The organism is Kitasatospora sp. NPDC127116, assembly GCF_042677365.1.
Taxonomy (GTDB): domain Bacteria; phylum Actinomycetota; class Actinomycetes; order Streptomycetales; family Streptomycetaceae; genus Kitasatospora; species Kitasatospora lactacystinica.
The window spans coordinates 40,280-64,473 of sequence record NZ_JBHXTL010000025.1 but is presented as its reverse complement, the minus strand read 5'-3'; the positions used below and the strand labels follow the sequence as shown (position 1 = coordinate 64,473).

At 72.1% G+C, this 24,194-nt stretch carries 21 protein-coding genes; 17 read left to right on the top strand and 4 right to left on the bottom strand.

Going from position 1 to position 24,194, the window contains the following annotated elements; all coding sequences use genetic code 11:
• The first annotated feature begins 111 nt into the window (after nt 1-111).
• From pdxT to ACFVHV_RS13210, 10 genes are all read left to right on the top strand, one after another.
• Nucleotides 112-735 carry a pyridoxal 5'-phosphate synthase glutaminase subunit PdxT gene (pdxT, locus tag ACFVHV_RS13255; protein ID WP_359897475.1) on the top strand — a complete coding sequence of 208 codons (624 nt, stop codon included), beginning with the start codon at nt 112-114 and terminating at the stop codon, nt 733-735.
• A 98-nt stretch (nt 736-833) separates the two neighbouring features.
• On the top strand, nt 834-1,592 hold the full coding sequence (locus ACFVHV_RS13250) for a YebC/PmpR family DNA-binding transcriptional regulator (protein WP_049651428.1): 759 nt from the start codon (nt 834-836) through the stop codon (nt 1,590-1,592).
• Nucleotides 1,593-1,744: 152 nt separating this feature from the next.
• Complete coding sequence (ruvC, locus tag ACFVHV_RS13245) at nt 1,745-2,296, top strand: crossover junction endodeoxyribonuclease RuvC (RefSeq protein ID WP_359897479.1); 552 nt, start codon at nt 1,745-1,747, stop codon at nt 2,294-2,296.
• Entirely contained in the window at nt 2,293-2,904 is a 612-nt protein-coding gene (gene ruvA, locus ACFVHV_RS13240) for a Holliday junction branch migration protein RuvA (RefSeq protein WP_359897474.1), read from the top strand. Before ruvC ends, ruvA begins: the two co-directional genes overlap by 4 nt.
• A gap of 53 nt (nt 2,905-2,957) precedes the next feature.
• A complete protein-coding gene (gene ruvB, locus ACFVHV_RS13235) occupies nt 2,958-4,028 on the top strand; it encodes a Holliday junction branch migration DNA helicase RuvB (protein ID WP_380351210.1) in 1,071 nt (356 codons plus the stop codon).
• Between the two features lie 260 nt (nt 4,029-4,288).
• Nucleotides 4,289-4,696 (top strand): preprotein translocase subunit YajC, encoded by a 408-nt coding sequence (gene yajC / locus ACFVHV_RS13230; protein ID WP_359897472.1) that lies wholly within the window; start codon nt 4,289-4,291, stop codon nt 4,694-4,696.
• Between the two features lie 147 nt (nt 4,697-4,843).
• Nucleotides 4,844-6,625: a protein translocase subunit SecD gene (secD, locus tag ACFVHV_RS13225; RefSeq protein WP_359897471.1), complete on the top strand. Its 1,782-nt coding sequence runs from the start codon at nt 4,844-4,846 to the stop codon at nt 6,623-6,625.
• Nucleotides 6,626-6,629: 4 nt separating this feature from the next.
• The gene (gene secF, locus ACFVHV_RS13220) at nt 6,630-7,718 is read left to right on the top strand and encodes a protein translocase subunit SecF (RefSeq protein ID WP_359897470.1); all 1,089 of its coding nucleotides are present in this window, start codon (nt 6,630-6,632) and stop codon (nt 7,716-7,718) included.
• Between the two features lie 47 nt (nt 7,719-7,765).
• Nucleotides 7,766-8,317: an adenine phosphoribosyltransferase gene (locus ACFVHV_RS13215; protein ID WP_359897469.1), complete on the top strand. Its 552-nt coding sequence runs from the start codon at nt 7,766-7,768 to the stop codon at nt 8,315-8,317.
• Between the two features lie 96 nt (nt 8,318-8,413).
• Nucleotides 8,414-10,924, top strand: a complete 2,511-nt coding sequence (locus ACFVHV_RS13210) for a RelA/SpoT family protein (protein ID WP_380351201.1) — start codon at nt 8,414-8,416, stop codon at nt 10,922-10,924.
• Nucleotides 10,925-10,991: 67 nt separating this feature from the next.
• Here the strand turns inward: ACFVHV_RS13210 and ACFVHV_RS13205 are convergent, their stop codons facing one another.
• Nucleotides 10,992-12,221, bottom strand: a complete 1,230-nt coding sequence (locus ACFVHV_RS13205) for a DUF349 domain-containing protein (RefSeq protein WP_359897468.1) — start codon at nt 12,219-12,221, stop codon at nt 10,992-10,994.
• Nucleotides 12,222-12,486: 265 nt separating this feature from the next.
• Nucleotides 12,487-13,332, bottom strand: a complete 846-nt coding sequence (locus ACFVHV_RS13200; RefSeq protein WP_380351199.1) for a peptidylprolyl isomerase — start codon at nt 13,330-13,332, stop codon at nt 12,487-12,489.
• A 250-nt stretch (nt 13,333-13,582) separates the two neighbouring features.
• On the opposite strand from ACFVHV_RS13200, the gene ACFVHV_RS13195 reads away from it, so the two are divergent.
• The 7 genes from ACFVHV_RS13195 (at nt 13,583) to rpsD (ending at nt 21,366) form a co-directional block, all read left to right on the top strand.
• On the top strand, nt 13,583-14,290 hold the full coding sequence (locus tag ACFVHV_RS13195) for an MBL fold metallo-hydrolase (RefSeq protein ID WP_380351198.1): 708 nt from the start codon (nt 13,583-13,585) through the stop codon (nt 14,288-14,290).
• 11 nt (nt 14,291-14,301) lie between these two features.
• Nucleotides 14,302-15,564: a histidine--tRNA ligase gene (hisS, locus tag ACFVHV_RS13190; RefSeq protein ID WP_359897464.1), complete on the top strand. Its 1,263-nt coding sequence runs from the start codon at nt 14,302-14,304 to the stop codon at nt 15,562-15,564.
• Complete coding sequence (gene aspS / locus ACFVHV_RS13185; protein WP_359897463.1) at nt 15,561-17,351, top strand: aspartate--tRNA ligase; 1,791 nt, start codon at nt 15,561-15,563, stop codon at nt 17,349-17,351. The genes hisS and aspS overlap by 4 nt, the downstream gene beginning before the upstream one ends.
• A gap of 96 nt (nt 17,352-17,447) precedes the next feature.
• Nucleotides 17,448-17,954 (top strand): GNAT family N-acetyltransferase, encoded by a 507-nt coding sequence (locus ACFVHV_RS13180; RefSeq protein ID WP_380351195.1) that lies wholly within the window; start codon nt 17,448-17,450, stop codon nt 17,952-17,954.
• A 170-nt stretch (nt 17,955-18,124) separates the two neighbouring features.
• Nucleotides 18,125-18,943, top strand: a complete 819-nt coding sequence (gene ppk2, locus ACFVHV_RS13175; protein WP_359897461.1) for a polyphosphate kinase 2 — start codon at nt 18,125-18,127, stop codon at nt 18,941-18,943.
• 56 nt (nt 18,944-18,999) lie between these two features.
• A complete protein-coding gene (locus ACFVHV_RS13170; RefSeq protein ID WP_380351193.1) occupies nt 19,000-20,442 on the top strand; it encodes a replication-associated recombination protein A in 1,443 nt (480 codons plus the stop codon).
• Nucleotides 20,443-20,751: 309 nt separating this feature from the next.
• Complete coding sequence (rpsD, locus tag ACFVHV_RS13165; RefSeq protein WP_030240707.1) at nt 20,752-21,366, top strand: 30S ribosomal protein S4; 615 nt, start codon at nt 20,752-20,754, stop codon at nt 21,364-21,366.
• 96 nt (nt 21,367-21,462) lie between these two features.
• On the opposite strand, the gene ACFVHV_RS13160 is transcribed toward rpsD, so the two are convergent.
• Together ACFVHV_RS13160 and ACFVHV_RS13155 are read right to left on the bottom strand one after the other, a co-directional pair.
• Nucleotides 21,463-21,789 (bottom strand): tetratricopeptide repeat protein, encoded by a 327-nt coding sequence (locus ACFVHV_RS13160; protein WP_359897459.1) that lies wholly within the window; start codon nt 21,787-21,789, stop codon nt 21,463-21,465.
• A 48-nt stretch (nt 21,790-21,837) separates the two neighbouring features.
• Nucleotides 21,838-24,066, bottom strand: coding sequence for an ATP-binding protein (locus ACFVHV_RS13155; RefSeq protein ID WP_380351191.1), 2,229 nt, complete (start codon nt 24,064-24,066; stop codon nt 21,838-21,840).
• Nucleotides 24,067-24,194: the final 128 nt, after the last annotated feature.

The window sequence follows — 24,194 nt, the reverse complement described above, 5'->3', positions numbered from 1 at the left end:
CCGGGGGGGTGCTCGCCGCGTGTGCGGGGGGGGCGGCCCCCCCGCCCCCCCCGGGCCGGGCGCGGGCCGCGCCACGTAGTCCGTCGTAACGATCGATAGAGGTTGAAGACCGTGAGCACTCCTGTCATCGGCGTCCTCGCCCTCCAGGGCGACGTCCGCGAGCACCTGGTGGCGCTGGCCGAGGCCGACGCGCTCGCCCGTCCGGTGCGCCGCGCCGAGGAGCTGGCCGAGGTCGACGCGCTGGTGATCCCCGGCGGGGAGTCCACCACCATGTCCAAGCTGGCGCTGCTGTTCGGCGTGATGGACCCGCTGCGCGAGCGGGTCGCCGCCGGGATGCCGGTCTACGGCACCTGCGCGGGCATGATCATGCTGGCGGACAAGATCCTGGACGGCCGCGAGGACCAGGAGACCGTCGGCGGCATCGACATGACGGTGCGCCGCAACGCCTTCGGGCGCCAGAACGAGTCCTTCGAGTCCGGGATCGACTTCACGGGCCTGGCCGACGCGCCGGTGCACGGCGTCTTCATCCGCGCCCCCTGGGTCGAGTCGGTCGGCGCGGGCGTCGAGGTGCTGGCCGAGCTGCCCGCCGCGGACGGCCCGGAGAGCCGGATCGTGGCGGTGCGCCAGGGCAACCTGCTCGCCACCTCCTTCCACCCGGAGCTGACCGGCGACCACCGGGTGCACGCGTACTTCGTGCGGATGGTCGAGGAGCACCTCGCCGGGGACGCGCGCTGACGGCGTCGACCACGCGCTGACCGTGTGCGCTTCACCGGTGACGACACCGGTAAGATCTCATCTGTTCATTTCCCTTTGGCGACGTAAAGGAGCTGGCGATGTCCGGCCACTCTAAGTGGGCTACCACCAAGCACAAGAAGGCCGTGATCGACGCCAAGCGCGGCAAGCTCTTCGCCAAGATGATCAAGAACATCGAGGTGGCGGCGCGCACGGGCGGTCCCGACCCGGCGGGCAACCCGACCCTCTACGACGCCATCCAGAAGGCCAAGAAGAGCTCGGTCCCGATCGACAACATCAACCGCGCCGTCAAGCGCGGTGGCGGTCTGGAGGCCGGCGGCGCCGACTACCAGACCATCATGTACGAGGGCTACGGCCCGAACGGCGTCGCGGTCCTGATCGAGTGCCTCACCGACAACCGCAACCGCGCGGCCTCCGACGTGCGCGTCGCGATGACCCGCAACGGCGGCTCGATGGCCGACCCGGGCTCGGTGTCGTACCTGTTCACCCGCAAGGGTGTCGTCATCGTCCCCAAGGCCGACGGCGTGGACGAGGACAAGCTGTTCGAGGTCGTCCTCGACCAGGAGCCGGAGGAGATCAACGACCTCGGCGACTCGTTCGAGATCGTCTCCGAGGCCTCGAAGATGGTCGCCGTGCGCACCGCGCTGGTCGACGCCGGCGTCGACTACGACTCGGCCGAGGCCAACTTCCTCCCCAGCATGCAGGTCGAGCTGGACGTCGACGGCGCCCGCAAGATCCTCAAGCTGATCGACGCCCTGGAGGACAGCGACGACGTGCAGAACGTCTTCGCCAACTTCGACATCTCCGACGAGGTCGGCGCGCAGCTCGACGCCGAGTGATCACTGCCCAGTGATCGTCGGTGAGTGACCGTTCTCACTGCCCGGCCCGGTGGTCCCTGGACCACCGGGCCGGTGTCGTCGGTGGGGTTGTCGGACCCGGGCGGTAGCCTGCGGAGGTCCTTCGTGGCGAGTGACAGGGAGACGGGCGAGTGGTGCGGGTACTGGGCGTGGACCCGGGGCTGACCAGGTGCGGGGTCGGCGTGGTCGAGGGTGCGCCGGGCCGGCCGCTGCGGATGGCCGGGGTCGGCGTGGTGCGCACCCCCGCCGAGGCCGAGATCGGGGAGCGGCTGCTCCAGGTCGAGCAGGGCATCGAGGCCTGGCTGGACGAGCACCGGCCCGACCTGGTCGCCGTCGAGCGGGTCTTCGCCCAGCACAACGTCCGCACCGTGATGGGCACCGCCCAGGCCAGCGCCGTCGCGATGCTCTGCGCCACCCGGCGCGGCATCCCCGTCACCCTGCACACCCCCAGCGAGGTCAAGGCCGCCGTCACCGGCTCCGGCCGGGCCGACAAGGCGCAGGTCACGGCCATGGTGCAGCGCCTGCTGCGGCTGGACGCGCCGCCCAAGCCGGCCGACGCCGCCGACGCGCTGGCGCTGGCCATCTGCCACATCTGGCGCGGCGGGGCGACCAACCGGCTGGAGGCCGCCGTCCGGGCCGCCCGGGCCACCCCCCGCTCCACTCCTCCGAAAGGCACCGTCCGATGATCGCCTTCGTGCAAGGGCCCGTGGCGGCCATCTCCTCCGGGACCGCGGTGGTCGAGGTCGGCGGGGTGGGCATGGCCGTGCAGTGCACCCCGAACACGCTGGCCGGGCTGCGGCTGGGCGAGCCGGCCCGGCTGGCCACCTCGCTGGTGGTCCGGGAGGACTCGCTGACCCTGTTCGGCTTCGCGGACGACGACGAGCGCGGCGTGTTCGAGATCCTCCAGGCCGCGCCCGGCGTCGGTCCCAAGCTGGCGCAGGCGATCCTCGGGGTGCACAGCCCCGACGCGCTGCGCGCCGCGGTCGCGGGCGGCGACGAGAAGGCGCTGGTCGCGGTGCCGGGCATCGGCAAGGCCAAGGCGGCCAAGCTGCTGCTGGAGTACAAGGACAAGCTCGGCGCCCCGCACGGCGCTGTCCCGGCGCAGAAGCCGATCGCCACCGGCCCGGCGCCGTGGAGCGATCAGCTGCACTCCGCGCTGACCGGCCTGGGGTACGCCCCGCGCGAGGCGGACGAGGCGGTCGCGGCCGTCACCCCGGAGGCCGAGGCGCAGGCGACGCCGGACGTCGGCGCCCTGCTCCGGCTCGCCCTGCGCGGCCTCAACCGGGCCCGCTGACCACCTGACGATCTGTCCATTTGTCGATACTGGAGACTCTGGAGCCCGCGACGATGTACGACCCGGAACCCGCCGACCGGCTGGTCACGGCCGCCGCCGACGGTGAGGACCAGGCGGTGGAGGCGGCGCTGCGCCCCAAGCTGCTGGACGAGTTCATCGGCCAGGAGCGGGTGCGCGAGCAGCTGTCGCTGGTGCTCCAGGCCGCCCGCAAGCGCGGCAGCGCGCCCGATCACGTGCTGCTGAGCGGGCCGCCCGGGCTCGGCAAGACCACCCTGTCCATGATCATCGCCGCCGAGCTGGGCGCGCCGATCCGGATCACCTCCGGCCCGGCCATCCAGCACGCCGGGGACCTCGCGGCGATCCTCTCCTCGCTCACCGAGGGCGAGGTGCTCTTCCTCGACGAGATCCACCGGATGTCCCGGCCGGCCGAGGAGATGCTCTACATGGCGATGGAGGACTTCCGGGTCGACGTGATCGTCGGCAAGGGTCCGGGCGCCACCGCCATCCCGCTGGAGCTGCCGCCGTTCACCCTGGTCGGCGCCACCACCCGGGCCGGCCTGCTGCCGCCGCCGCTGCGCGACCGCTTCGGCTTCACCGGGCACATGGAGTTCTACGCCCCGGCCGAGCTCCAGCGGGTGGTGCACCGCTCGGCCGCGCTGCTGGACGTGGAGATAGACCCGGCCGGCGCGGCCGAGATCGCCGGGCGCTCGCGCGGCACCCCGCGCATCGCCAACCGGCTGCTGCGCCGGGTCCGCGACTACGCCCAGGTCCGGCACGACGGGCAGGTCACCGTCGAGATCGCCGCCCAGGCGCTGGACGTCTACGAGGTGGACGCCCGCGGCCTGGACCGGCTGGACCGCGCGGTGCTGGACGCGCTGCTGCGGCTGTTCGGCGGCGGTCCGGTCGGCTTGTCGACACTGGCGGTCGCCGTGGGGGAGGAGTCCGAGACGGTCGAGGAGGTCGCCGAGCCGTTCCTGGTCCGCGAGGGCCTGCTCGCCCGCACCCCGCGCGGCCGGATCGCCACCGCCGCGGCCTGGCAGCACCTCGGTCTGACCCCGCCGGTCCAGACCATTCGCGGACGTGTTCCGGCGCAACCGGAGCTGTTCCCCGCCGATGAAAGTTGACCGCCATCGGCTGAACGGGTGAGTCGGTCCGGTCGGTTCCCACCCGGTGCTTCCGTGGTGGCACACGGAGGAGCCGGGAGTGAGGTCCGGGGAAACTGTGCAGGCGGAGGCTCGCCACTTTCGGTGGCAGGATGCGATGCTTGGCGTTGTCCGATCGATTCGGGGTCGCCTAGACTCCGCCGGACCGCCCCTCTCACCTGACGGGCCGACCAATACCACACAGGCCGCCGGCCGGCGGCCCGTAAAGGACCCTGGCTGCAGTGAACCTCATCATCCTTCTCCTCCCGATCATCGCGATCGTGCTCATGTTCCGGTCGCAGAAGAAGCGCCAGTCGCAGATGCAGCAGATGCAGACCGCGCTGGAGCCGGGGGCCGGTGTGCGCACCATCGGCGGTCTTTACGCCCAGGTGAAGGCGGTCAACGACGAGACCGTCGAACTGGAGATCGCGCCCGGCGTGGTCACCCACTTCACCAAGAGCGCCATCGCGGCCGTCCTGGACCCCCAGGAGTACGACGCGATCATCAACGGCCGCCCCGCCGATGACGAGCTGCCCGAGCCGGAGGCCGAGGACGCCGACGCCGAGCCGGTCGAGGACAAGCCGCTGTCGCTCAGCAAGGACAGTGCCGAGAAGGGTGACGTCGAGGGCGGGGCTCCCGCGAGCAAGTAGTACGGACGGGCAACCCGCCCGGCCGCGCGGCACAGTGCCGCGAGCCCACAGGACCTCAGGGCCGCAGAACCGCCGGACCCCTGTCCCGCCACGAGCCGGACGGGGGTCCGGTCGGGGAAGTGGCATGGACAGGGAGAAACGAGCAAGGTGGCAACACCCAAGTCGCGCCCGCGCGACGGCTACCCAGGGCGGGCGCTGGCCCTCATCCTGGTCGTCACCGTCGGACTGGTCGCCCTCATGTTCGGGACGGGCACCACCAAGCCCAGGCTCGGGATCGATCTCGCCGGTGGCACCAGCATCACGCTGACCGCGAAGTCGACCGATCCCAAGGCGATCAGCAAGTCCAACATGGACATCGCCACCGGGATCATCGAGCGCCGCGTCAACGGCATGGGTGTCTCCGAGGCGGAGGTCCAGACCCAGGGCGACAACACGATCATCGTGAACATCCCCAAGGGCGGCAACCAGCAGAACGCGGCGGACCAGGTGGGCACCACCGCCAAGCTGTTCTTCCGTCCGGTCCTGGCCGTGGCGCCCAGCGGCGTCACCGCTCCGGTGCCGACCGGCACCCCGTCCGCGGGCGCCACCGGCACCCCGGGGGCGACCCCGTCCGCCAGCGCGACCGGCAGCCCGTCCGCGAGCGCCACCAAGCAGGGCCGCCCCGCGAGCGAGGCCCTGGCCGCCGAGGGCGCCAGCCCGACCGCCGCCGCCACCGGCGCGAGCACCGCGCCCTCCGCAGCCGCCACCGGCGCCCCGAGTGCCGCGGCCACCCCGCCGAGCGCCGCCGACCTCACCGCCGCGATGACCCAGGGCACCGTGCCGCCGGAGCTGACGGCCGCGTTCGCCGCCCTGGACTGCTCCAAGCCCGAGGTCCGCACCGCCCAGACCGGCGCCGATGACAAGGCCGTCGTCGCCTGCTCGCAGAAGCCCGAGAACGGCTACTACGAGAAGCTCGCCCTCGGCCCCGTCGCCGTGAAGGGCTCGGACGTCTCCAAGGCCCAGCCGAGCCTCGACACCCAGTCGGGCGCCGGCTGGCAGGTCCAGCTGCAGTTCAACGGCACCGGCACCGACGACTTCACCAAGATCACCGGCCAGCTCGCCACCCAGGCCCCGCCGAACAACCAGTTCGCGATCGTGCTGGACAACCAGGTCGTCTCGCACCCCGAGGTCAAGAACGCGATTCCCGGCGGCAGCGCCGTGATCACCGGCCGCTTCACCCAGACCGAGGCGCAGGACCTGTCCAACGTGCTCGGCTACGGCGCCCTGCCGCTGGAGTTCGTCAAGAGCGACATCACCACCGTCTCCCCGGCGCTCGGCAGCGACCAGCTCAAGGCCGGCCTGGTGGCCGGCGCGATCGGCATGCTGCTGGTGGTCGCCTACTCGCTGGTCTACTACCGCGGCCTCGGCCTGGTCTCGATCGCCGGTCTGCTCGTCTCGGCGGCCCTGACCTACTCGATCATGAGCCTGCTCGGCAACGCGATCGGCTTCGCGCTGAACCTGCCGGCGGTCTGCGGTGCGATCGTCGCGATCGGCATCACGGCGGACTCCTTCATCGTGTACTTCGAGCGCATCCGCGACGAGGTCCGCGAGGGCGCCCCGCTGCGCCCGGCGGTCCAGCGGGCCTGGCCGCGCGCCCGGCGCACCATCCTGGTCTCGGACTTCGTGTCCTTCCTCTGTGCCGCCGTGCTCTACGTGGTCTCGGTCGGCAAGGTCCAGGGCTTCGCGTTCACCCTGGGTCTGACCACGGCGCTCGACGTCGTGGTGATCTTCCTCTTCACCAAGCCGCTGATCACGCTGCTGGCCCGCCGCAAGTTCTTCCTGAACGGCCACCCGTGGTCCGGCCTGGACCCGAAGCGGCTGGGCGCCCGCCCGCCGCTGCGCAGCAGCCGTCGCCGTAACCCCTCCTCTGCCGCCGTGAAGGAGGCCTGACACCGTGTCACGCTTCTCCAACCTGGGCCACCGGCTCTACCAGGGTGAAGTCAGCTTCGACTTCGTCGGACGCCGCAAGCTCTGGTACTCCATCTCCGGCGTGATCGTGCTGGTCGCGGCGATCGGCCTGGCCATGGGCCTGCACCTGGGCATCGAGTTCAAGGGCGGCTCGGTCTACACCGTGGCCAAGCCCGGCCTGACGGTCTCCCAGGCACAGGAAACCGCGGACGGGGTCGTCTCCTCGCACCCGCTGGTGCAGTCGACCGACAACGGCAAGATCCGCATCCAGGTCAGCACCGAGGAGCCGAAGAGCTCCGACCAGATCCGCGCCGAGCTCTCGCAGAAGCTCGACGTGCCGCTGGACACCGTCGAGGCCCAGGTGATCGGCCCCAGCTGGGGCAAGCAGATCTCCCAGAAGGCACTCACCGGTCTGATCGTCTTCATGGTCCTGGTGACGGTCTACCTGGCGATCGCCTTCGAGTGGCGGATGGCGGTGTCCGCCCTGGTCGCCCTCATCCACGACCTCCTGATCACCATCGGCGTGTACGCCCTGGTGGGCTTCGAGGTCACCCCGGGTACGGTGATCGGCTTCCTGACCATCCTCGGGTACTCGCTCTACGACACGGTCGTCGTCTTCGACACCGTGAAGGAGAACACCAAGGGGCTCACCAAGCAGAACAAGCTCACCTACAGCGAGGCCGCGAACGCGGGCCTCAACCAGACCCTGGTGCGCTCGCTCAACACCACCGTGGTGGCACTGCTTCCGGTCGCCGCACTGCTGTTCATCGGTGGCGGCCTCCTGGGCGCCGGCACCCTGAACGACATCTCGCTCGCGCTGTTCATCGGCCTCGCGGCCGGTGCCTACTCCTCGATCTGCGTCGCCACCCCGCTGCTGGCGCAGCTCAAGGAGGAGCAGCCGGATATGAAGGCGCTGCGCAAGCGGGTCCTCCAGCACCGCGCCGCCGCGGCCGCCAAGGCCGAGGCCGCGGACGAGGAGCCGACGGGCGAGGAGCAGCCTGCGGGTATGGTCGGACAGCGTGGCCGCTCGGCCGGCACCTCCCGTGCCAAGGGCCGTCCGTCCACCAAGCGCTGACCCCGACCACGACCCCGGGGCCCCACCAGACCGTGAAGGACACCACCGTGACCACCGCCGACACCGCACTGGCCGAGCTGCTGAACAGCCGGATCCGGGACGTCCCGGACTACCCGAAGCCGGGTGTGCTGTTCAAGGACATCGCGCCGCTGCTCGCCGACGCCGAGGCCTTCGGCGCCCTCACCCGGGCGCTGGCGGACCGGGCCGCGGAGCTCGGTGCGACCAAGGTGGTGGGCCTGGAGGCGCGCGGCTTCGTGCTGGCGGCCCCGGCGGCCTTCGCGGCCGGGCTCGGCTTCGTGCCGATCCGCAAGCAGGGCAAGCTGCCCGGCGAGGTGTTCCGGCGCTCGTACGAGCTGGAGTACGGCTCGGCGACGCTGGAGGTGCAGTGCGACGCCTTCGCGCCCGGTGAGCGGGTGCTGGTGGTGGACGACGTGCTGGCCACCGGTGGCACCATCGGCGCCTCGCTGGACCTGGTGAAGGAGGCCGGGGCCGAGCTGGCGGGCGTCGTGGTGCTGATGGAGCTGGGCTTCCTGGACGGCCGCGAGCGGCTGGCCGGGCACCTGGGCGGCGCTCCGCTGGAGACGCTGGTCACGGTCTGACGGATACGTCAGGAGGACGGCGGTCGGAACATCCGACCGCCGTCCTTCCGTTTCCTGGCCCGGCCGGATGAACACCCCGGCGCCCGGCTCGGTACCATGAAGATTCATCCCCTCCCGGTTGTCCCCGAACGTCCGGGCCCCGGCAGGGGCCGGCCCCGGTGCCCCGAGGAGTTGTCCTTGCCCGACGAGGTTGTGCCCACGGCCGCAGCGGCCGCCCCCGAAGACCGTCCCACGCCCTCGGGGGCCACCCCGGCACGCCCGGCGCCGACCTCCTCGCGTTCGCTCGGCCCGTCCGGCCGCGGTTCCACCGGCGGCATGCGCGCCCGCCTGGCCCGCCTCGGCGGCCAGCGCTCCAGCGTGCTGAACCCCGTCCTGGAGCCGTTGTTCCGCTCGATCCGGGCGAACGACCCCAAGGCCGACCCGGCGCTGCTGCGCGACATCGAGAAGGCGTACGCGGTGGCCGAGAAGTGGCACCGCGGACAGAAGCGCAAGAGCGGCGACCCGTACATCACCCACCCGCTGGCCGTCGCGACGATCCTGGCCGAGCTCGGCATGGACGCCCCGACCCTGATGGCCGGGCTGCTGCACGACACCGTCGAGGACACCGACTACGGCCTGGAGACCCTGCGCAAGGACTTCGGCGACTCGGTGGCCCTGCTGGTGGACGGCGTCACCAAGCTGGACCGGGTCAAGTTCGGCGAGGCCGCACAGGCCGAGACCGTCCGCAAGATGGTCGTGGCGATGGCCAAGGACCCGCGGGTCCTGGTGATCAAGCTCGCCGACCGCCTGCACAACATGCGCACGATGCGCTACCTCAAGCGGGAGAAGCAGGAGAAGAAGGCCCGCGAGACGCTGGAGATCTACGCCCCGCTGGCGCACCGGCTGGGCATGAACACCATCAAGTGGGAGCTGGAGGACCTCGCCTTCGCGATCCTCTACCCCAAGATGTACGACGAGATCGTCCGGCTGGTCGCCGAGCGCGCCCCCAAGCGGGACGAGTACCTGGCGACCGTCATCGACCAGGTCCAGGCGGACCTGCGCGGCGCCCGGATCACCGCCTCCGTCACCGGCCGGCCGAAGCACTACTACTCGGTCTACCAGAAGATGATCGTCCGGGGCCGGGACTTCGCCGAGATCTACGACCTGGTGGGCATCCGGGTCCTGGTCGACACCGTCCGCGACTGCTACGCGGCGCTGGGCACCATCCACGCGCGGTGGAACCCGGTGCCGGGGCGGTTCAAGGACTACATCGCGATGCCCAAGTTCAACATGTACCAGTCGCTGCACACCACGGTGATCGGTCCCGGGGGCAAGCCGGTCGAGCTGCAGATCCGCACCTTCGACATGCACCGGCGGGCCGAGTACGGCATCGCCGCGCACTGGAAGTACAAGCAGCGCGCGGTGGCCGGGGCGTCCAAGGTCCGCACCGACACCCCGACCCAGGTCCGCAAGGAGGACAAGGCCGGCGCCGTCAACGAGATGGCCTGGCTGCGGCAGCTGCTGGACTGGCAGAAGGAGACCGCCGACCCGGGCGAGTTCCTGGAGTCGCTCCGCTTCGACCTGGCCAGCAACGAGGTCTTCGTCTTCACCCCCAAGGGTGACGTGATAGCCCTGCCGGCCGGGGCCACCCCGGTCGACTTCGCCTTCGCGGTGCACACCGAGGTCGGCTACCGGACGATAGGCGCCCGGGTCAACGGGCGGCTGGTGCCGCTGGAGTCGACCCTGGAGAACGGCGACACCGTCGAGGTCTTCACCTCCAAGGCGGAGAACGCCGGACCCTCCCGGGACTGGTTGGGCTTCGTCAAGTCCCCGCGCGCCCGCAACAAGATCCGCGCCTGGTTCTCCAAGGAGCGCCGCGAGGAGGCGATCGAGCACGGCAAGGAGGCGATCGTCCGGGCGATGCGCAAGCAGGGCCTGCCGATCCAGCGGATCCTGACCGGCGACTCGCTGGTCACCCTGGCCCACGAGATGCGCTACCCCGACATCTCCTCGCTCTACGCCGCGATCGGCGAGGGCCACGTCGCCGCGCCGAACATCGTGCAGAAGCTGGTGCAGGCGCTCGGCGGCGAGGAGGGGGCGACCGAGGACCTGGCGGAGACCGCCACCCCGACCCACGACAACCGCCGCGCGGTGCGCCGCCGGGCCAAGGGCGACCCGGGCGTGATCGTCAAGGGCGTCGAGGACGTCTGGGTCAAGCTCTCCCGCTGCTGCACCCCGGTGCCCGGCGACCCGATCGTCGGCTTCGTGACCCGCGGCAACGGCGTCTCGGTGCACCGCGCCGACTGCGTCAACGTGGAGGCGCTGAGCCAGCAGCCGGAGCGCATGATCGACGTCGAGTGGGCGGCCACCCAGTCCTCGGTCTTCCTGGTGGCCATCCAGGTCGAGGCGCTGGACCGCTCCCGGCTGCTCTCGGACGTCACCCGGGTGCTCTCCGACCAGCACGTCAACATCCTGTCGGCGGCGGTGCAGACCTCCCGGGACCGGGTGGCGATGAGCCGCTTCACCTTCGAGATGGGCGACCCGAAGCACCTGGGCCACGTGCTCAAGGCGGTGCGCGGCGTCGAGGGCGTGTACGACGTCTACCGCGTCACCTCCGCCCGCAAGTAGCGCGCGGGTACGCGGAAGGCCCCCGGGAGCGTTCCCGGGGGCCTTCGCCGTTCAGCGCTCGGGGCGGTCAGCCGCTGAACTCCTCCTGGCTCCGGTGCGCCTGCTCCAGCAGGGTCTGCACGCCGGCCAGCTCGGACTCCAGCTTGGCGGTCCTGGACGCGTTGCCGGCCGCGCGGGCCTTGTCCAGGTCGGCCTGGATCTTGTCGGCCTTGGCCTGGAACAGGCCCACCATGCCGGCCGCGCGGGCCTTGGCCTCCGGGTTGGAGCGCTTCCACTCGGCGTCCTCGGCCTCGCGGATGGCCCGCTCGACCGTGTTCAGCCGGCCGTCCAGCTTCGGACGGACCTCGCGCGGCACGTGGCCGATGGCCTCCCAGCGCTCGTTGACCTCGCGCAGCGCGGCCTTGGCGGTCTTGAGGTCGGTGATCGGCAGGATCGCCTCGGCCTCGGCGGCGAGCGCCTCCTTGAGCTTCTGGTTCTCCACCTGCTCGGCGTCCCGCTCGCTGAACACCGAGGAGCGGGCCTGGAAGAAGACGTCCTGGGCGCCGCGGAACCGCGCCCACAGCTCGTCCTCGATGTCCCGCTGGGCCCGGCCGGCGGACTTCCAGCGCGCCATCAGGTCGCGGTAGGCGGCCGCGGTGCTGCCCCACTCCGTGGACGAGGACAGCGCCTCGGCCTCGGTGACCAGCGCCTCCTTGGTCTGCCGCGCCTTCTCGCGCTCGGCGTCCAGGGTGGCGAAGTGCGCCTTGCGGTGCTTGGAGAAGACCGAGCGGGCGTGCGAGAAGCGGTGCCACAGCTCGTCGTCGCTCTTGCGGTCCAGCCGCGGCAGGCCCTTCCAGGTGTCCACCAGGGCGCGCAGCCGGTCCCCGGCCTCCCGCCACTGGGTCGACTCGGCGAGCTGCTCGGCCTCGGTGACCAGGGCCTCCTTGGCCGTACGGGCCTCGTCCTGGGCCTTGGCGCGAGCGGCCTTGCGCTCCTCGCGCCGGCTCTCGATCTCGCCGGCGAGCGTGTCCAGCCGCTTGGCCAGGCCCTCCAGGTCGCCGACCGCGTGTCCCTCGACCACCTGGGCGCGCAGGTGCTCCAGCGCGGTCTGGGCGTCCTTGGCGGCCAGGTCGGTGGTGCGCACCCGCTTCTCCAGCAGGCCGATCTCCACCTCGATGCCCTGGTACTTGCGCTCGAAGTAGGCGAGGGCCTCCTCGGGCGAGCCGGCCTGCCAGGAACCGACGACGCGTTCACCGTCGGCCGTCCTGACGTAGACCGTGCCCTGCTCGTCCACACGGCCCCACGGGTCGCTGCTCATAGCGCGTCCTCCACATGACGTCGCGCCCGCGCCGGGGCGGCGCGCGTCCGTCGTCCACAGTTGATGTGCGACGGACCGAAAGAGTCCGCCGTCCCCGTCCGCCGTGCCTTGCTGCCGAGGGTGACGGCCAGGCGGGTGCGGGCACCCTATACAACGCCAACATAGGCGACCGGGACCGGTGCTGTCCGCATCCGGGCCGGGCGATTTCGGTCCGGGGCCCTGCGGGGACGGCGCGCAGGCCGCCCCCGCAGGGCCCCGGAGTAGGTCAACCCTTCGCCACCGTAACGGAGTTGAAGGTGACGTCGGCCATCGGGTGGCCGTCCGGCGAGCCCTCCAGGGTGCCCGCGGCGGCGATCTTCTGCACCACGTCCAGGCCCCCGGTGATCTTGCCGAAGGGGGTGTAGTTCGGCGGCAGCTTGGTGTCCTTGTAGACCAGGAAGAACTGGCTGCCGTTGGTGCCCGGGCCGGAGTTGGCCATCGCCACGGTGCCGGCCGGGTAGGTCGCGCCGGTCAGGTTCTCGTCCGCGAACTTGTAGCCGGGGCCGCCGGTGCCGCCCGGGACGGTCGCGCTGGCGGTCGGGTCGCCGCACTGGAGCACGAAGATGCCGTCGGTGGTGAGCCGGTGGCACTTGGTGTGGTCGAAGTACTGCTCGCCGGCCAGGAAGGCGAAGGAGTTCACGGTGTGCGGGGCCTTCGCGGCCTCCAGCGCGATCGTCACCTTGCCGCAGTTGCTGTCCAGCGTCATGGCGTACGAGCCGCCCGGGTCGACCGTCATGGCCGGCTCGGCCTGCCACTGCTTGCCGTTGGGCGCGCCCGGCGCCGGGGCGGCGCAGCCCTCGACCGGCTTGCGGGTCGGGGTGGACGGCTCGTCGGTGCTGGTCGGCGCCGCCTGGGCGCTGTTCGCCGAGGCCTTCTTGTCGCCCTTGTCGTCCGAGCTGAACGCGCCGGTGGCGATCAGGGTGCCACCGCCGGCCAGCACCACGACGGCGAGCGAGGCGCCCAGGATCGTGTTGCGCCGCCTGCGTGCGGCCGCGGCCGCGACCCGGCGCTCCAACTGGCGCTCGTACTTGTCTCGGGCGAGCTGCCGCCGCCGTTGTTCGCTGCTGACCACCGGCCGTGTCTCCTACGGATGTGCGGGAAAAGTGGATGGATTCCGGAGCGGATCATCGCATCCCTCGGCGGCCAAGTGTAGGGACCGGGCCTGTAAGAACCCGGTGAACCTGCCGGGCCGCGGCGCCCCGTCACCCCTATCTGGTTCGCAACCGGACCCGCGGCGCCGGTAGGCTGCACCTACATCACCACTGGCAGCGATCACCACTGGTAGCCGCCGCAGCCGACCGCCGCACACCCGAAGGACGCGCGTGTTCATCGCCGGATTCCCCGCTGGAGCCTGGGGCACCAACTGCTACCTGGTCGCCCCGGCGGCGGGCGAGGAGTGCGTCATCGTCGATCCCGGCCACCAGGCGGCCCGCGGCGTCGAGGACATGGTCCGCGAGCACCGGCTGAAGCCCGTCGCCGTGCTGCTCACCCACGGCCACATCGACCACGTGGCCTCGGTGGTCCCGGTCTGCGGCGCCCGCGGCGTCCCGGCCTGGATCCACCCCGAGGACCGGTACATGATGTCCGACCCGGAGAAGGCGCTCGGCCGCTCCCTGGGCACCCAGCTGATGGGCGAGCTCACCGTCGGCGAGCCCGACGACGTGCGCGAGCTCACCGACGGCAGCGTGCTGGAGCTGGCCGGCCTGAAGCTCACCGTGGACCACGCCCCGGGCCATACCGGGGGGTCGGTGACCTTCCGGACGCCCGGTGCCGAGGACCTCCCCCCGGTGCTGTTCTCGGGCGACCTGCTGTTCGCCGGCTCCATCGGGCGTACCGACCTCCCGGGCGGGGACAGCGCGGCGATCATGAACTCGCTGGCCCGGGTGTGCCTGCCCCTCGACGATTCCACCGTGGTCCTCTCCGGCCACGGCGGTCAGACCACCATCGGCCGCGAGCGCGCCACCAACCCCTACCTCCGACAGGCAGCGGGGGCGGCCGGCGCCCCGGCTTTCCCGCGACGAGGAATGTGACGGAAGAGAAGTTGAGCACCTTCACCGCCCCCAAGGGCACCTACGACCTGCTGCCCCCCAGCTCCGCGACGTTCCTGGCGATCCGCGAGCGCATCGCCGCACCCGCCCGCCGGGCCGGCTACGGCTACGTCGAGACCCCGGTCTTCGAGGACGTGAAGCTGTTCTCCCGCGGTGTCGGCGAGTCCACCGACATCGTCTCCAAGGAGATGTACACCCTCACCACCAAGGGCGGCGACGAGCTGGCGCTGCGCCCGGAGGGCACCGCCTCGGTGCTGCGCGCCGCCCTCCAGGCCAACCTGCACAAGCAGGGCAACCTGCCGGTCAAGCTCTGGTACTCCGGCTCGTACTACCGCTACGAGCGCGCCCAGAAGGGCCGCTACCGCCAGTTCTCCCAGGTCGGTGCCGAGGCGATCGGCGCCGAGGACCCGGCGCTGGACGCCGAGCTGATCATCCTGGCCGACGACGCCTTCCGCTCGCTGGGCCTGGGCAACTACTCGCTGCTGCTCAACAGCCTCGGCGACAAGCAGTGCCGCCCGGTCTACCGCGCCGCCCTGATCGAGTTCCTCTCGGGCCTGGACCTGGACGAGGAGACCCGCCGCCGCGCCGAGATCAACCCGCTGCGCGTCCTCGACGACAAGCGCGAGTCGGTTCAGGCCCAGCTCACCGACGCCCCGATGCTCCGCGACTACCTGTGCGAGGAGTGCAAGGCGTACGACGAGAAGGTCCGCGAGCTGCTCACCGCCAACGGCGTCGCCTTCGTCGACGACCCGAAGCTGGTCCGCGGCCTGGACTACTACACCCGCACCACCTTCGAGTTCGTGCACAACGGCCTCGGCGCCCAGTCCGCCATCGGCGGCGGCGGCCGCTACGACGGCCTGTCCGAGATGATCGGCGGCCCCGCGCTGCCGTCCGTCGGCTGGGCCCTCGGCGTGGACCGCACCTTCCTGGCCCTGGAGGCCGAGGGCGTGGACCTCGACCTGCCGGCCGCCACCTCCGTCTACGCCGTCGCGCTCGGCGAGGAGGCCAAGAACATCCTGTTCGCCAAGGTGGTCGAGCTGCGCCGGGCCGGCGTCGCCACCGACCTCGCCTTCGGCGTCAAGAGCATCAAGAACGCCATGAAGTCCGCCGACCGGTCCGGCGCCCGCTTCGCCCTGATCGCCGGGGACCGGGACCTCGCCGAGGGCGTCGTCCAGCTCAAGGACCTGAGCACCGGCGAACAGGCCCCCGTCGCCCTCGACGCACTCGTCACCACCCTGAAGGAGAAGCAGCTGTGATCCGCACGCACGACGCGGGCACGCTCCGCCCGGAGCACGCAGGCACCACCGTCACCCTGGCCGGCTGGGTCGCCCGCCGCCGCGACCACGGCGGCGTCGCCTTCATCGATCTGCGCGACGCCTCCGGCACCGTGCAGATCGTGGTCCGCGACCTCGACTCGGTGCACGGCCTGCGCGCCGAGTACTGCGTCAAGGTCGTCGGCGACGTCCGGGTCCGCCCCGAGGGCAATGAGAACCCGGACATCCCGACCGGCGCGGTCGAGGTCGTCGTCAGCGCGATCGAGGTGCTCTCCGAGGCCGCCCCGCTGCCCTTCCCGGTCGCCGAGTACGAGCCGGGCACGGTCAACGAGGAGGTCCGCCTCCGCTACCGCTACCTCGACCTGCGCCGCGAGGGCCCGGCCAAGGGCCTGCGCCTGCGCTCCAAGGTCAACAACATCATCCGCCGGGTGATGGAGGAGAACGACTACCTCGACATCGAGACGCCGTACCTCACCCGCTCCACCCCCGAGGGCGCCCGCGACTTCCTGGTCCCGGTCCGCCTCCAGCCCGGCCACTGGTACGCCCTGCCGCAGTCGCCCCAGCTGTTCAAGCAGCTGCTGATGGTGGCCGGCATGGAGCGCTACTACCAGATCGCCCGCTGCTTCCGCGACGAGGACTTCCGCGCCGACCGGCAGCCGGAGTTCACCCAGCTGGACATCGAGGCCTCGTTCGTCGACCAGGAGGACATCCTGGCCCTCGGCGAGAAGATCATCGGCTCCGTCTGGCGCGAGGTCCACGGCTACGAGATCCCCAACCCGCTGCCGCGGATGACCTACGCGGACGCCATGGGCCGCTACGGCTCGGACAAGCCGGACGTCCGCTTCGGCCAGGAGCTCACCGACCTGACCGCGTACTTCAAGGGCACCGACTTCCGCGTCTTCCAGGCCCCGTACGTCGGCGCCGTGGTCATGCCCGGCGGTGCCTCGCAGCCGCGCAAGCAGCTGGACGCCTGGCAGGACTGGGCCAAGGCGCGCGGCGCCCGCGGCCTCGCCTACGTGCTCATCGACGCCGAGACCGGCGAGCTGCGCGGCCCGGTCGCCAAGAACCTCTCCGAGGAGCACCTGGCCGGCCTCGCCGCCGCCGCCGGCGCCAAGAACGGCGACGCGATCTTCTTCGCGGCCGGCAAGGAGCGCGCCTCGCAGGAGCTGCTCGGCGCCGCCCGTCTGGAGATCGGCCGCCGCTGCGAGCTGATCGACGAGTCCCAGTGGGCCTTCCTCTGGGTCGTCGACTTCCCGATGTTCGAGCCGATCGAGGACGACAAGGGACAGTTCCAGGGCTGGCACGCGGTGCACCACCCGTTCACCGCCCCGACCGCGGAGTCGCTGGACACCTTCGACACCGACCCGGGCTCGGCGCTCTCCAACGCCTACGACCTGGTCCTCAACGGCTCGGAGCTGGGCGGCGGTTCGATCCGTATCCACCAGCGCGACGTGCAGAAGCGGGCGTTCGACGCGATCGGCCTCTCCGAGGAGGAGGCGGCCTCGCAGTTCGGCTTCCTGCTGGACGCCTTCAACTACGGCCCGCCGCCGCACGGTGGCGTCGCCTTCGGCCTGGACCGCATCGTCACGCTGCTGGGCGGGTACGACACCATCCGGGACGTCATCGCCTTCCCGAAGACGTCCACCGGCGGCGACCCGCTGACCGGCGCCCCGACCCCGATCACCCCGGCGCAGCGTCGCGAGGCCGGCGTGGACGCCCAGCCGAAGGTCCGCGAGGACGCCAAGGGCGAGGCTCAGCCCAAGTCCTGACGTCGCGTCATCCGCTAACCTGCAACGGCCCCGGACGGCTCGCCCGTCGTCCGGGGCCGGTCCACAACGGTGTGTGACACAGGGAGGGTTGACTCAATGCAGGTCACAACGAGAGTCGAATGTCCGGACGACGTCCCGGCGACCAGACGCGTCCACATGGCCGCGTTCCCGGGGCCGGACGAGGCGGACCTGGTGGACGCGCTGCGCCGCGATCCCGCCTGGCTGCCCGGGCTGTCCGTGGTGGCGGTCGACGGTGCCGGGCTGGTGATCGGCCACGCGCTGCTGACCCGGCTGCGGGTCGGCGACGGCAAGGCGCTGGCGCTCGCGCCGGTCGCGGTGGCGCCCGAGTGGCAGCGCCGGGGCGTCGGCGAGCTGGTCGTCCGGGCCGCGCTGGCGGCGGCCGAGGAGGCGGGCGAGAAGCTCGTGGTCGTCCTCGGCGATCCGGAGTACTACGGGCGGTTCGGCTTCGCGCCGGCCGGGCGGCACCAGGTCTCCGGCCCGTTCGAGGTGCCGGAGGCGTACTTCCAGGCGCTGCCGCTGGCGGCGTACGACGGCGCCCCGCGCGGGCTCTGCCGCTACCCCGAGCCCTTCGTCGCCGTATAGAGCCTGCCTCCGGGCTCCTGCCCCACCCCGAGCGCCGCTCCCTCGGGCGCCTCTCCCGGGGCCGGTCCACGAGACCGGCCCGGTCGCCACGGCCTCGCCGACCTGCGGATCCGGCCGCCGGCGCCTACGGTGAATGCTCATCAGCATTCGACCGAACGGAGGACCCGAGGGTGGCCGAGCAGCGGCGGACCGGGAAGCCGGGGAAACTGGCCAGGAAGCCGTACGAGCGGGAGCTGCTGCGGCTCCAGGAGGAGCTGGTGAAGCTCCAGGAGTGGGTGCGGGCCGAGGGCGCCCGGCTGGTGGTGGTCTTCGAGGGACGTGACGCCGCCGGAAAGGGCGGAGCGATCAAGCGGGTGACGGAGTACCTGAACCCGCGCATCGCCCGGGTCGCGGCACTGCCCACGCCGACCGAACGGCAGAAGACCCAGTGGTACTTCCAGCGGTACGTCGAGCACCTGCCGGCCGCCGGGGAGATCGTGCTGTTCGACCGCAGCTGGTACAACCGCGCGGGCGTCGAGCGCGTGATGGGCTTCTGCAGCGACGAGGAGTACTGGCAGTTCCTGCACCAGTGCCCGACCTTCGAGCGGATGCTGACCGAGTCGGGCATCCTGCTGCGCAAGTACTGGTTCTCGGTGAGCGACACCGAGCAGGAGCGGCGCTTCCGGGACCGCCTGGGCGACCCGATGAAGCGCTGGAAGCTCTCCCCGATGGACGTCGAGTCGATCACCCGCTGGGAGGACTACTCGCGGGCCAAGGACGAGATGTTCATCCACACCGACACCCCGGACTCGCCCTGGCACGTGGTGGAGAGCGACGACAAGCGCCGGGCCCGGATCAACATGATCGCCCACCTGCTGTCCACCGTGCCGTACCGCGAGATCAGGGCCCGGCAGGTCGAACTGCCGCCCCGCCCCGCGTCGCGCGGCTACCAGCGGCCCCCGCGCGACCTGCAGAAGTACGTCCCGGACCACGCCGCCGGGCTGGAGTAGGCCGGGCCCGTCGCGTGCCTTGCCGGGCTGTCCGGGGCCTCGCATAGGCTTCCGGTGTGGACGAACCGGACCTCTTCACCGCCGCAGCCGAGGAACGCCAGAGCAGGGAGCCCGGCCGGGCGCCGCTGGCCGTACGGATGCGTCCGCGCACCCTGGACGAGGTGGCGGGGCAGCGGCAGCTGCTGAAGCCCGGCTCGCCGCTGCGCCGGCTGGTCGCGGGCTCGCGGGGCCCGGCGGCGACCAGTTCGGTGATCCTCTGGGGGCCGCCCGGCACCGGCAAGACCACCCTGGCGCACGTGATCAGCCAGGCGGTCGAGGGCCGCTTCGTGGAGCTGTCCGCGATCACCGCCGGGGTCAAGGAGGTCCGGGCGGTGATCGACGGCGCCCGGCGGGCGGTCGGGATGTCCGGCCGGGAGACGGTGCTCTTCCTGGACGAGATCCACCGCTTCTCCAAGGCCCAGCAGGACTCGCTGCTGCCGGCCGTGGAGAACCGCTGGGTGACCCTGATCGCGGCGACGACCGAGAACCCGTACTTCTCGGTGATCTCCCCGCTGCTGTCCCGCTCGCTGCTGCTCACCCTGGAGTCGCTGACCGACGAGGACATCCGGGCGCTGCTGCGCCGCGCGGTGGCCGACGAGCGCGGCCTGGAGGGCGCGCTGGAGCTGTCCGCGGAGGCCGAGGACCACCTGGTGCGGCTGGCCGGCGGGGACGCCCGGCGGGCGCTCACCACCCTGGAGGCGGCGGCCGGTGCGGCGCTGGAGAAGGGCGAGCCGAGCATCACGCTGGCCACCACCGAGACGGCGGTCAACCAGGCGGCGGTGCGCTACGACAAGGACGGCGACCAGCACTACGACGTGGCGAGCGCGCTGATCAAGTCGATCCGCGGCAGCGACGTGGACGCCACCCTGCACTACCTGGCCCGGATGATCGAGGCGGGGGAGGACCCGCGGTTCATCGCCCGCCGGCTGATGATCTCGGCCAGCGAGGACGTCGGACTGGCCGACCCGACGGCCCTGCAGACGGCGGTGGCGGCGGCCCAGGCGGTGGCCCTGATCGGCTTCCCGGAGGCCCGGATCATCCTCTCCCAGGCGGCCATCGCGCTGGCCCTGGCGCCCAAGTCCAACGCCGCCTACCTGGCGATCGACGCGGCGCTGGCGGACGTCCGGCAGGGCCTGGCGGGCGCCGTCCCGCCCCACCTGCGGGACGCGCACTACGGCGGCGCGGGCAAGCTCGGCCACGGCCAGGGCTACCGGTACCCGCACGACCTGCCGGAGGGCATCGCCGCCCAGCAGTACGCGCCGGACGCGGTGCACGGCAAGGAGTACTACCGGCCGACCAGGCGCGGCGGCGAGGCCCGGTACGCGGACGTGGTGGAGTGGACGCGCGGGCGGCTGCGGGGGGAGCGCAGGGTGGAGGGCAAGGCCGGGAAGAAGGACGGGAAGGCGCCCGCGAAGCCGGAGCAGAAGGCCGAGGAGCAGCCCGGGGAAAAGGGCGAGTGATCCACCGGTATACTCGGTCGGAGTGCCATGTCCCGGGACGGCGGCGGGGGAGACCCCACCGACCGGCCGCACCAGCGGGGCACCGGCCGTAGGCCCCCTCCGAGGGGCCCGCACCAGGAGCGTCGCGCACCGTTTCGGTGTCGCGGGCGGCCCAGATTCTGGGCCGGTCCGTGTGACCAGCACTTTCGTGCCCGGCTCCGGAGAGCGGCTGACCGCATCGCCTCGGCGATGGGTTGTCTCCGGGTCGCGAGATGCGACCTCCGTCAACACCTGGTGAAGCCGTATTCGTAAGCAAGGAAGGTTTGGTTCATGGCGAACCAGAAGCGTCCCAAGGTCAAGATCGCGCGTGCGCTCGGCGTGCCGCTGACCCCGAAGTCCGTCAAGTACTTCGAGGCCCGCCCGTACCCGCCCGGCCAGCACGGCCGTGGCCGCAAGCAGAACTCGGACTACAAGGTCCGTCTGCTCGAGAAGCAGCGTCTGCGCGCCCAGTACGACCTGAGCGAGAAGCAGATGGCGCGCGCGTTCGACCGCGCGAAGAAGGCCGAGGGCAAGACCGGCGAGGCGCTCGTCGCCGACCTGGAGACCCGTCTGGACTCGCTGGTGCTGCGTTCGGGCATCGCCCGCACCATCTACCAGGCCCGCCAGATGGTCGTCCACGGCCACATCGAGGTCAACGGCGGCAAGGTCAACAAGCCGTCGTTCCAGATGAAGCCGGGCTTCGTGGTCACCGTCCGCGAGCGCTCCAAGGAGAAGGTCCCCTTCCAGGTCGCCCGTGAGGGTGGCTACGCGGGTGAGGGCCAGACCCCGAAGTACCTCGAGGTCAACCTGAAGGCCCTGGCCTTCCGCCTGGACCGTGCGCCGCAGCGCAAGGAGGTCCCGGTGATCTGTGACGAGCAGCTGGTCGTCGAGTACTACTCGCGCTGACCCGGTTCCGCTCTTCGCGACACCACGAGCGAGCCCCCGCCGCCTTTCGAGGCGACGGGGGCTCGCCCCTTTTCCGCGCTGTCCTTCCCGCTGCCGTCAGATGCTCTCGCCGGTCATCGCGGCGGCCAGCCGCAGGTGCGGGCGGGCCTCCTCGGGCCGGCCCTGGCGCTCCAGGGTGCGGCCGAGCATCAGCCGGGCGTAGTCCTCGGCCGGGTCGGCCTCCAGGATCCGCAGCAGCTCGGCCTCGGCGCGGCGGAGCTGGGCCGAGTGGAAGTAGCTGCGGGCCAGCAGCATCCGGACGGAGAGGTTGGTCGGCTCCTCGGCGAGGACACCTTCGAGCGTGCGCGCCGCGTCGGTGTACGCCTTGGAATCGAAGTAGAACTTCGCCATGCGGTACTCGTTGGCGGCGTTGTGGACGGCCATGATGCTCCTTCCGGGCAGTTCCTTGCCTCCTCAAGCAATCGGCAAGTTTCAACTATTCCGCGCCGTCGAGGGCGCCGGCGCGGGCGGCACCGAGCGGGGGCCCCGCGCCGTTTCCGGGCCCTGCGCCCGGCCCCCGCCACCGAGCGCCCGGGCGACCGCCGCGTCCAGGTCCAGCAGGGTCCCGGCCTCGTAGCACTCCTCGTACTCCTGGGCGGTCAGCCCGGCCCGGGCCCGCTCGGCGCACTCCTGGTGCGGGCCGAAGAAGTTCCGCGAGCCCAGGAACGGGTTGCCGACCGTGCGCCAGATCCGGTGCGCGGCCCCCTGCAGCACCCGGGCCTCGCGCAGGTCGCCCGGCTCGCCCGGTCCGCTCGGCTCGGTCCCCAGCAGTGCCAGCAGGTCGATGCCCAGCACGATGCCGAGCAGGTCGCGGAAGAGGTGGTTCAGCCGCACGCACTCCCGGGCCAGCACCCGGGCGGGCTGCACGGCGCCGTCCAGCCAGTGCGAGTACGCCATCGCGTAGAGCACGTACCCGTAGGCCCACTGCTCGCCGTGCTCCTCGCACAGCTCGCGGGCCTGGCCGAACCAGAGCTCGCCGCTGTCCGGATCGCCCTGGAAGAGGTGGGCCAGGCCCAGCTCCAGCATGGCCATCACCACGTTGCTGTTGAGCTCGCCGATGGTCCGGTAGTGCCAGAGCGCCTCCTCGAACAGTTCGGCGGCCCGGTCGGGGTCGTCGCCGACCAGGGCGACGCAGCCCTGGCGGTGGACGGCGTAGGCCAGCGCCCGGTCGTCGCCGGTGTCCAGCGCCTGGCGGCGGCACTCCTCCAGTGCCGGGCGGGCGAAGCCGAGGTCGCCCTGGAGGGTGGCCATGTAGCCGGTCACCCAGAGGGCCTTGGCCCGGGCCTCGGTGGGCTCGCGGTCCAGCGCGAGCGCGCGGTCCAGCCAGTGCCGGCCCTCGCCGAGGTGGCCGCAGCCGATCCAGTAGAACCAGAGCGTGCCGGCCAGCAGCAGGGCGATCTGCTCCTCGCCCGGCTCGGCGAGGCAGAACTCCAGCGCCGCGCGCAGGTTGCCGTGGGCGAGCCCGGTGCGCTCGGCGGTCTCCGCCTGCCGGGGGCCGAACCACTCGACCTCGCCCCAGGTGGCGACGCCCAGGTACCAGTCCCGGTGGCGGCGCAGCAGCCGCTGCTCATCGCCGGCGGCGCGCAGCCACTGGCCGCCGTACTCGCGCAGGGTGTCCAGCAGCCGGAAGCGCACGCCGAAGGCGCTGTCCTCGCGCAGCACCACGGACTGGGCGACCAGCTCGTCGAGCAGGTCGAGGACCTCCTCGGCCTCGATGCCCTCGCCGGCGCAGACGTACTCGGCGGCCTCCAGGTCGAAACCGCCGGCGAAGACCGAGAGGCGGGCCCAGAGTAAACGTTCCTGCACGGTGCACAGCTCATGGCTCCAGCCGACCGTCGTGCGCAGCGTCCGGTGCCGCGGCAGGGCCGTCCGGGAGCCGCAGGTGAGCAGCCGGAAACGGTCGTCCAGCCGGGCGGTGACCTGCTCCACCGACAGCGCGCGCAGCCGGCCGGCGGCCAGCTCCAGGGCCAGCGGGATGCCGTCCAGCCGGCGGCAGAGCAACCCGACCGCCTCCGCGTTGGCCTCCGTCACCTCGAAGGACGGCAGCACCGCCCCGGCCCGCTCGACGAACAGCCGTACCGCGTCCGGCAGCGCGTCCGGCCGCACCGGGCCGGAGGGCGCCGGGCCGACCGGCAGCGGCGTGAGGGCCAGCAGGTGCTCGCCCGAGGCCCGCAGGGTGGTGCGGCTGGTGGTCAGCAGCCGCAGGCCGGGCAGCGCCCGCAGCAGCGCGTCGGACAGCTCGGCGCAGGCCTCCACCAGGTGCTCGCAGCCGTCCAGCACCAGCAGCAGGCGCCGGCCCTCCAGCCGCTCGATCAGGACGTCCAGCGGCGGACGGGCGGAGCCGTCGGCGAGCCGCAGCGCCTCCAGGACGGCGTGGCCGAGCAGCAGCGGGTCCTGCACCGGGGCCACCTCCACCAGCCAGGTGCCGTCCGGGAAGGCGTCGGCCGCCCGGGCCGCCGCGCGCAGGGCCAGCCGGCTCTTGCCCACGCCGCCCGGCCCGGTGACGGTCACCAGCCGGGCCGAGTCCAGCAGCCCGGCCAGCTCCGCCAGTTCGCCCCGCCGCCCGACGAAGCCGGTCACCTCGGCCGGCAGCCGGCCGGGCTCCGGCCCGTGCGGCCCCGCCGCGGGCTCCCCGCGCGGTGCTGTCCAGTCCCCGGCCAAAGGCTGCTCCCCGTGCTCCAGGCCGGACCGGTCGGGGTCCGGACGTGCGTCGGGCCGTACGGGCGACGGCCTGCCAGGCAGAACGAGGTGACCGATCGGTAGGTTACGCGCGCGGATCGCACACCCGA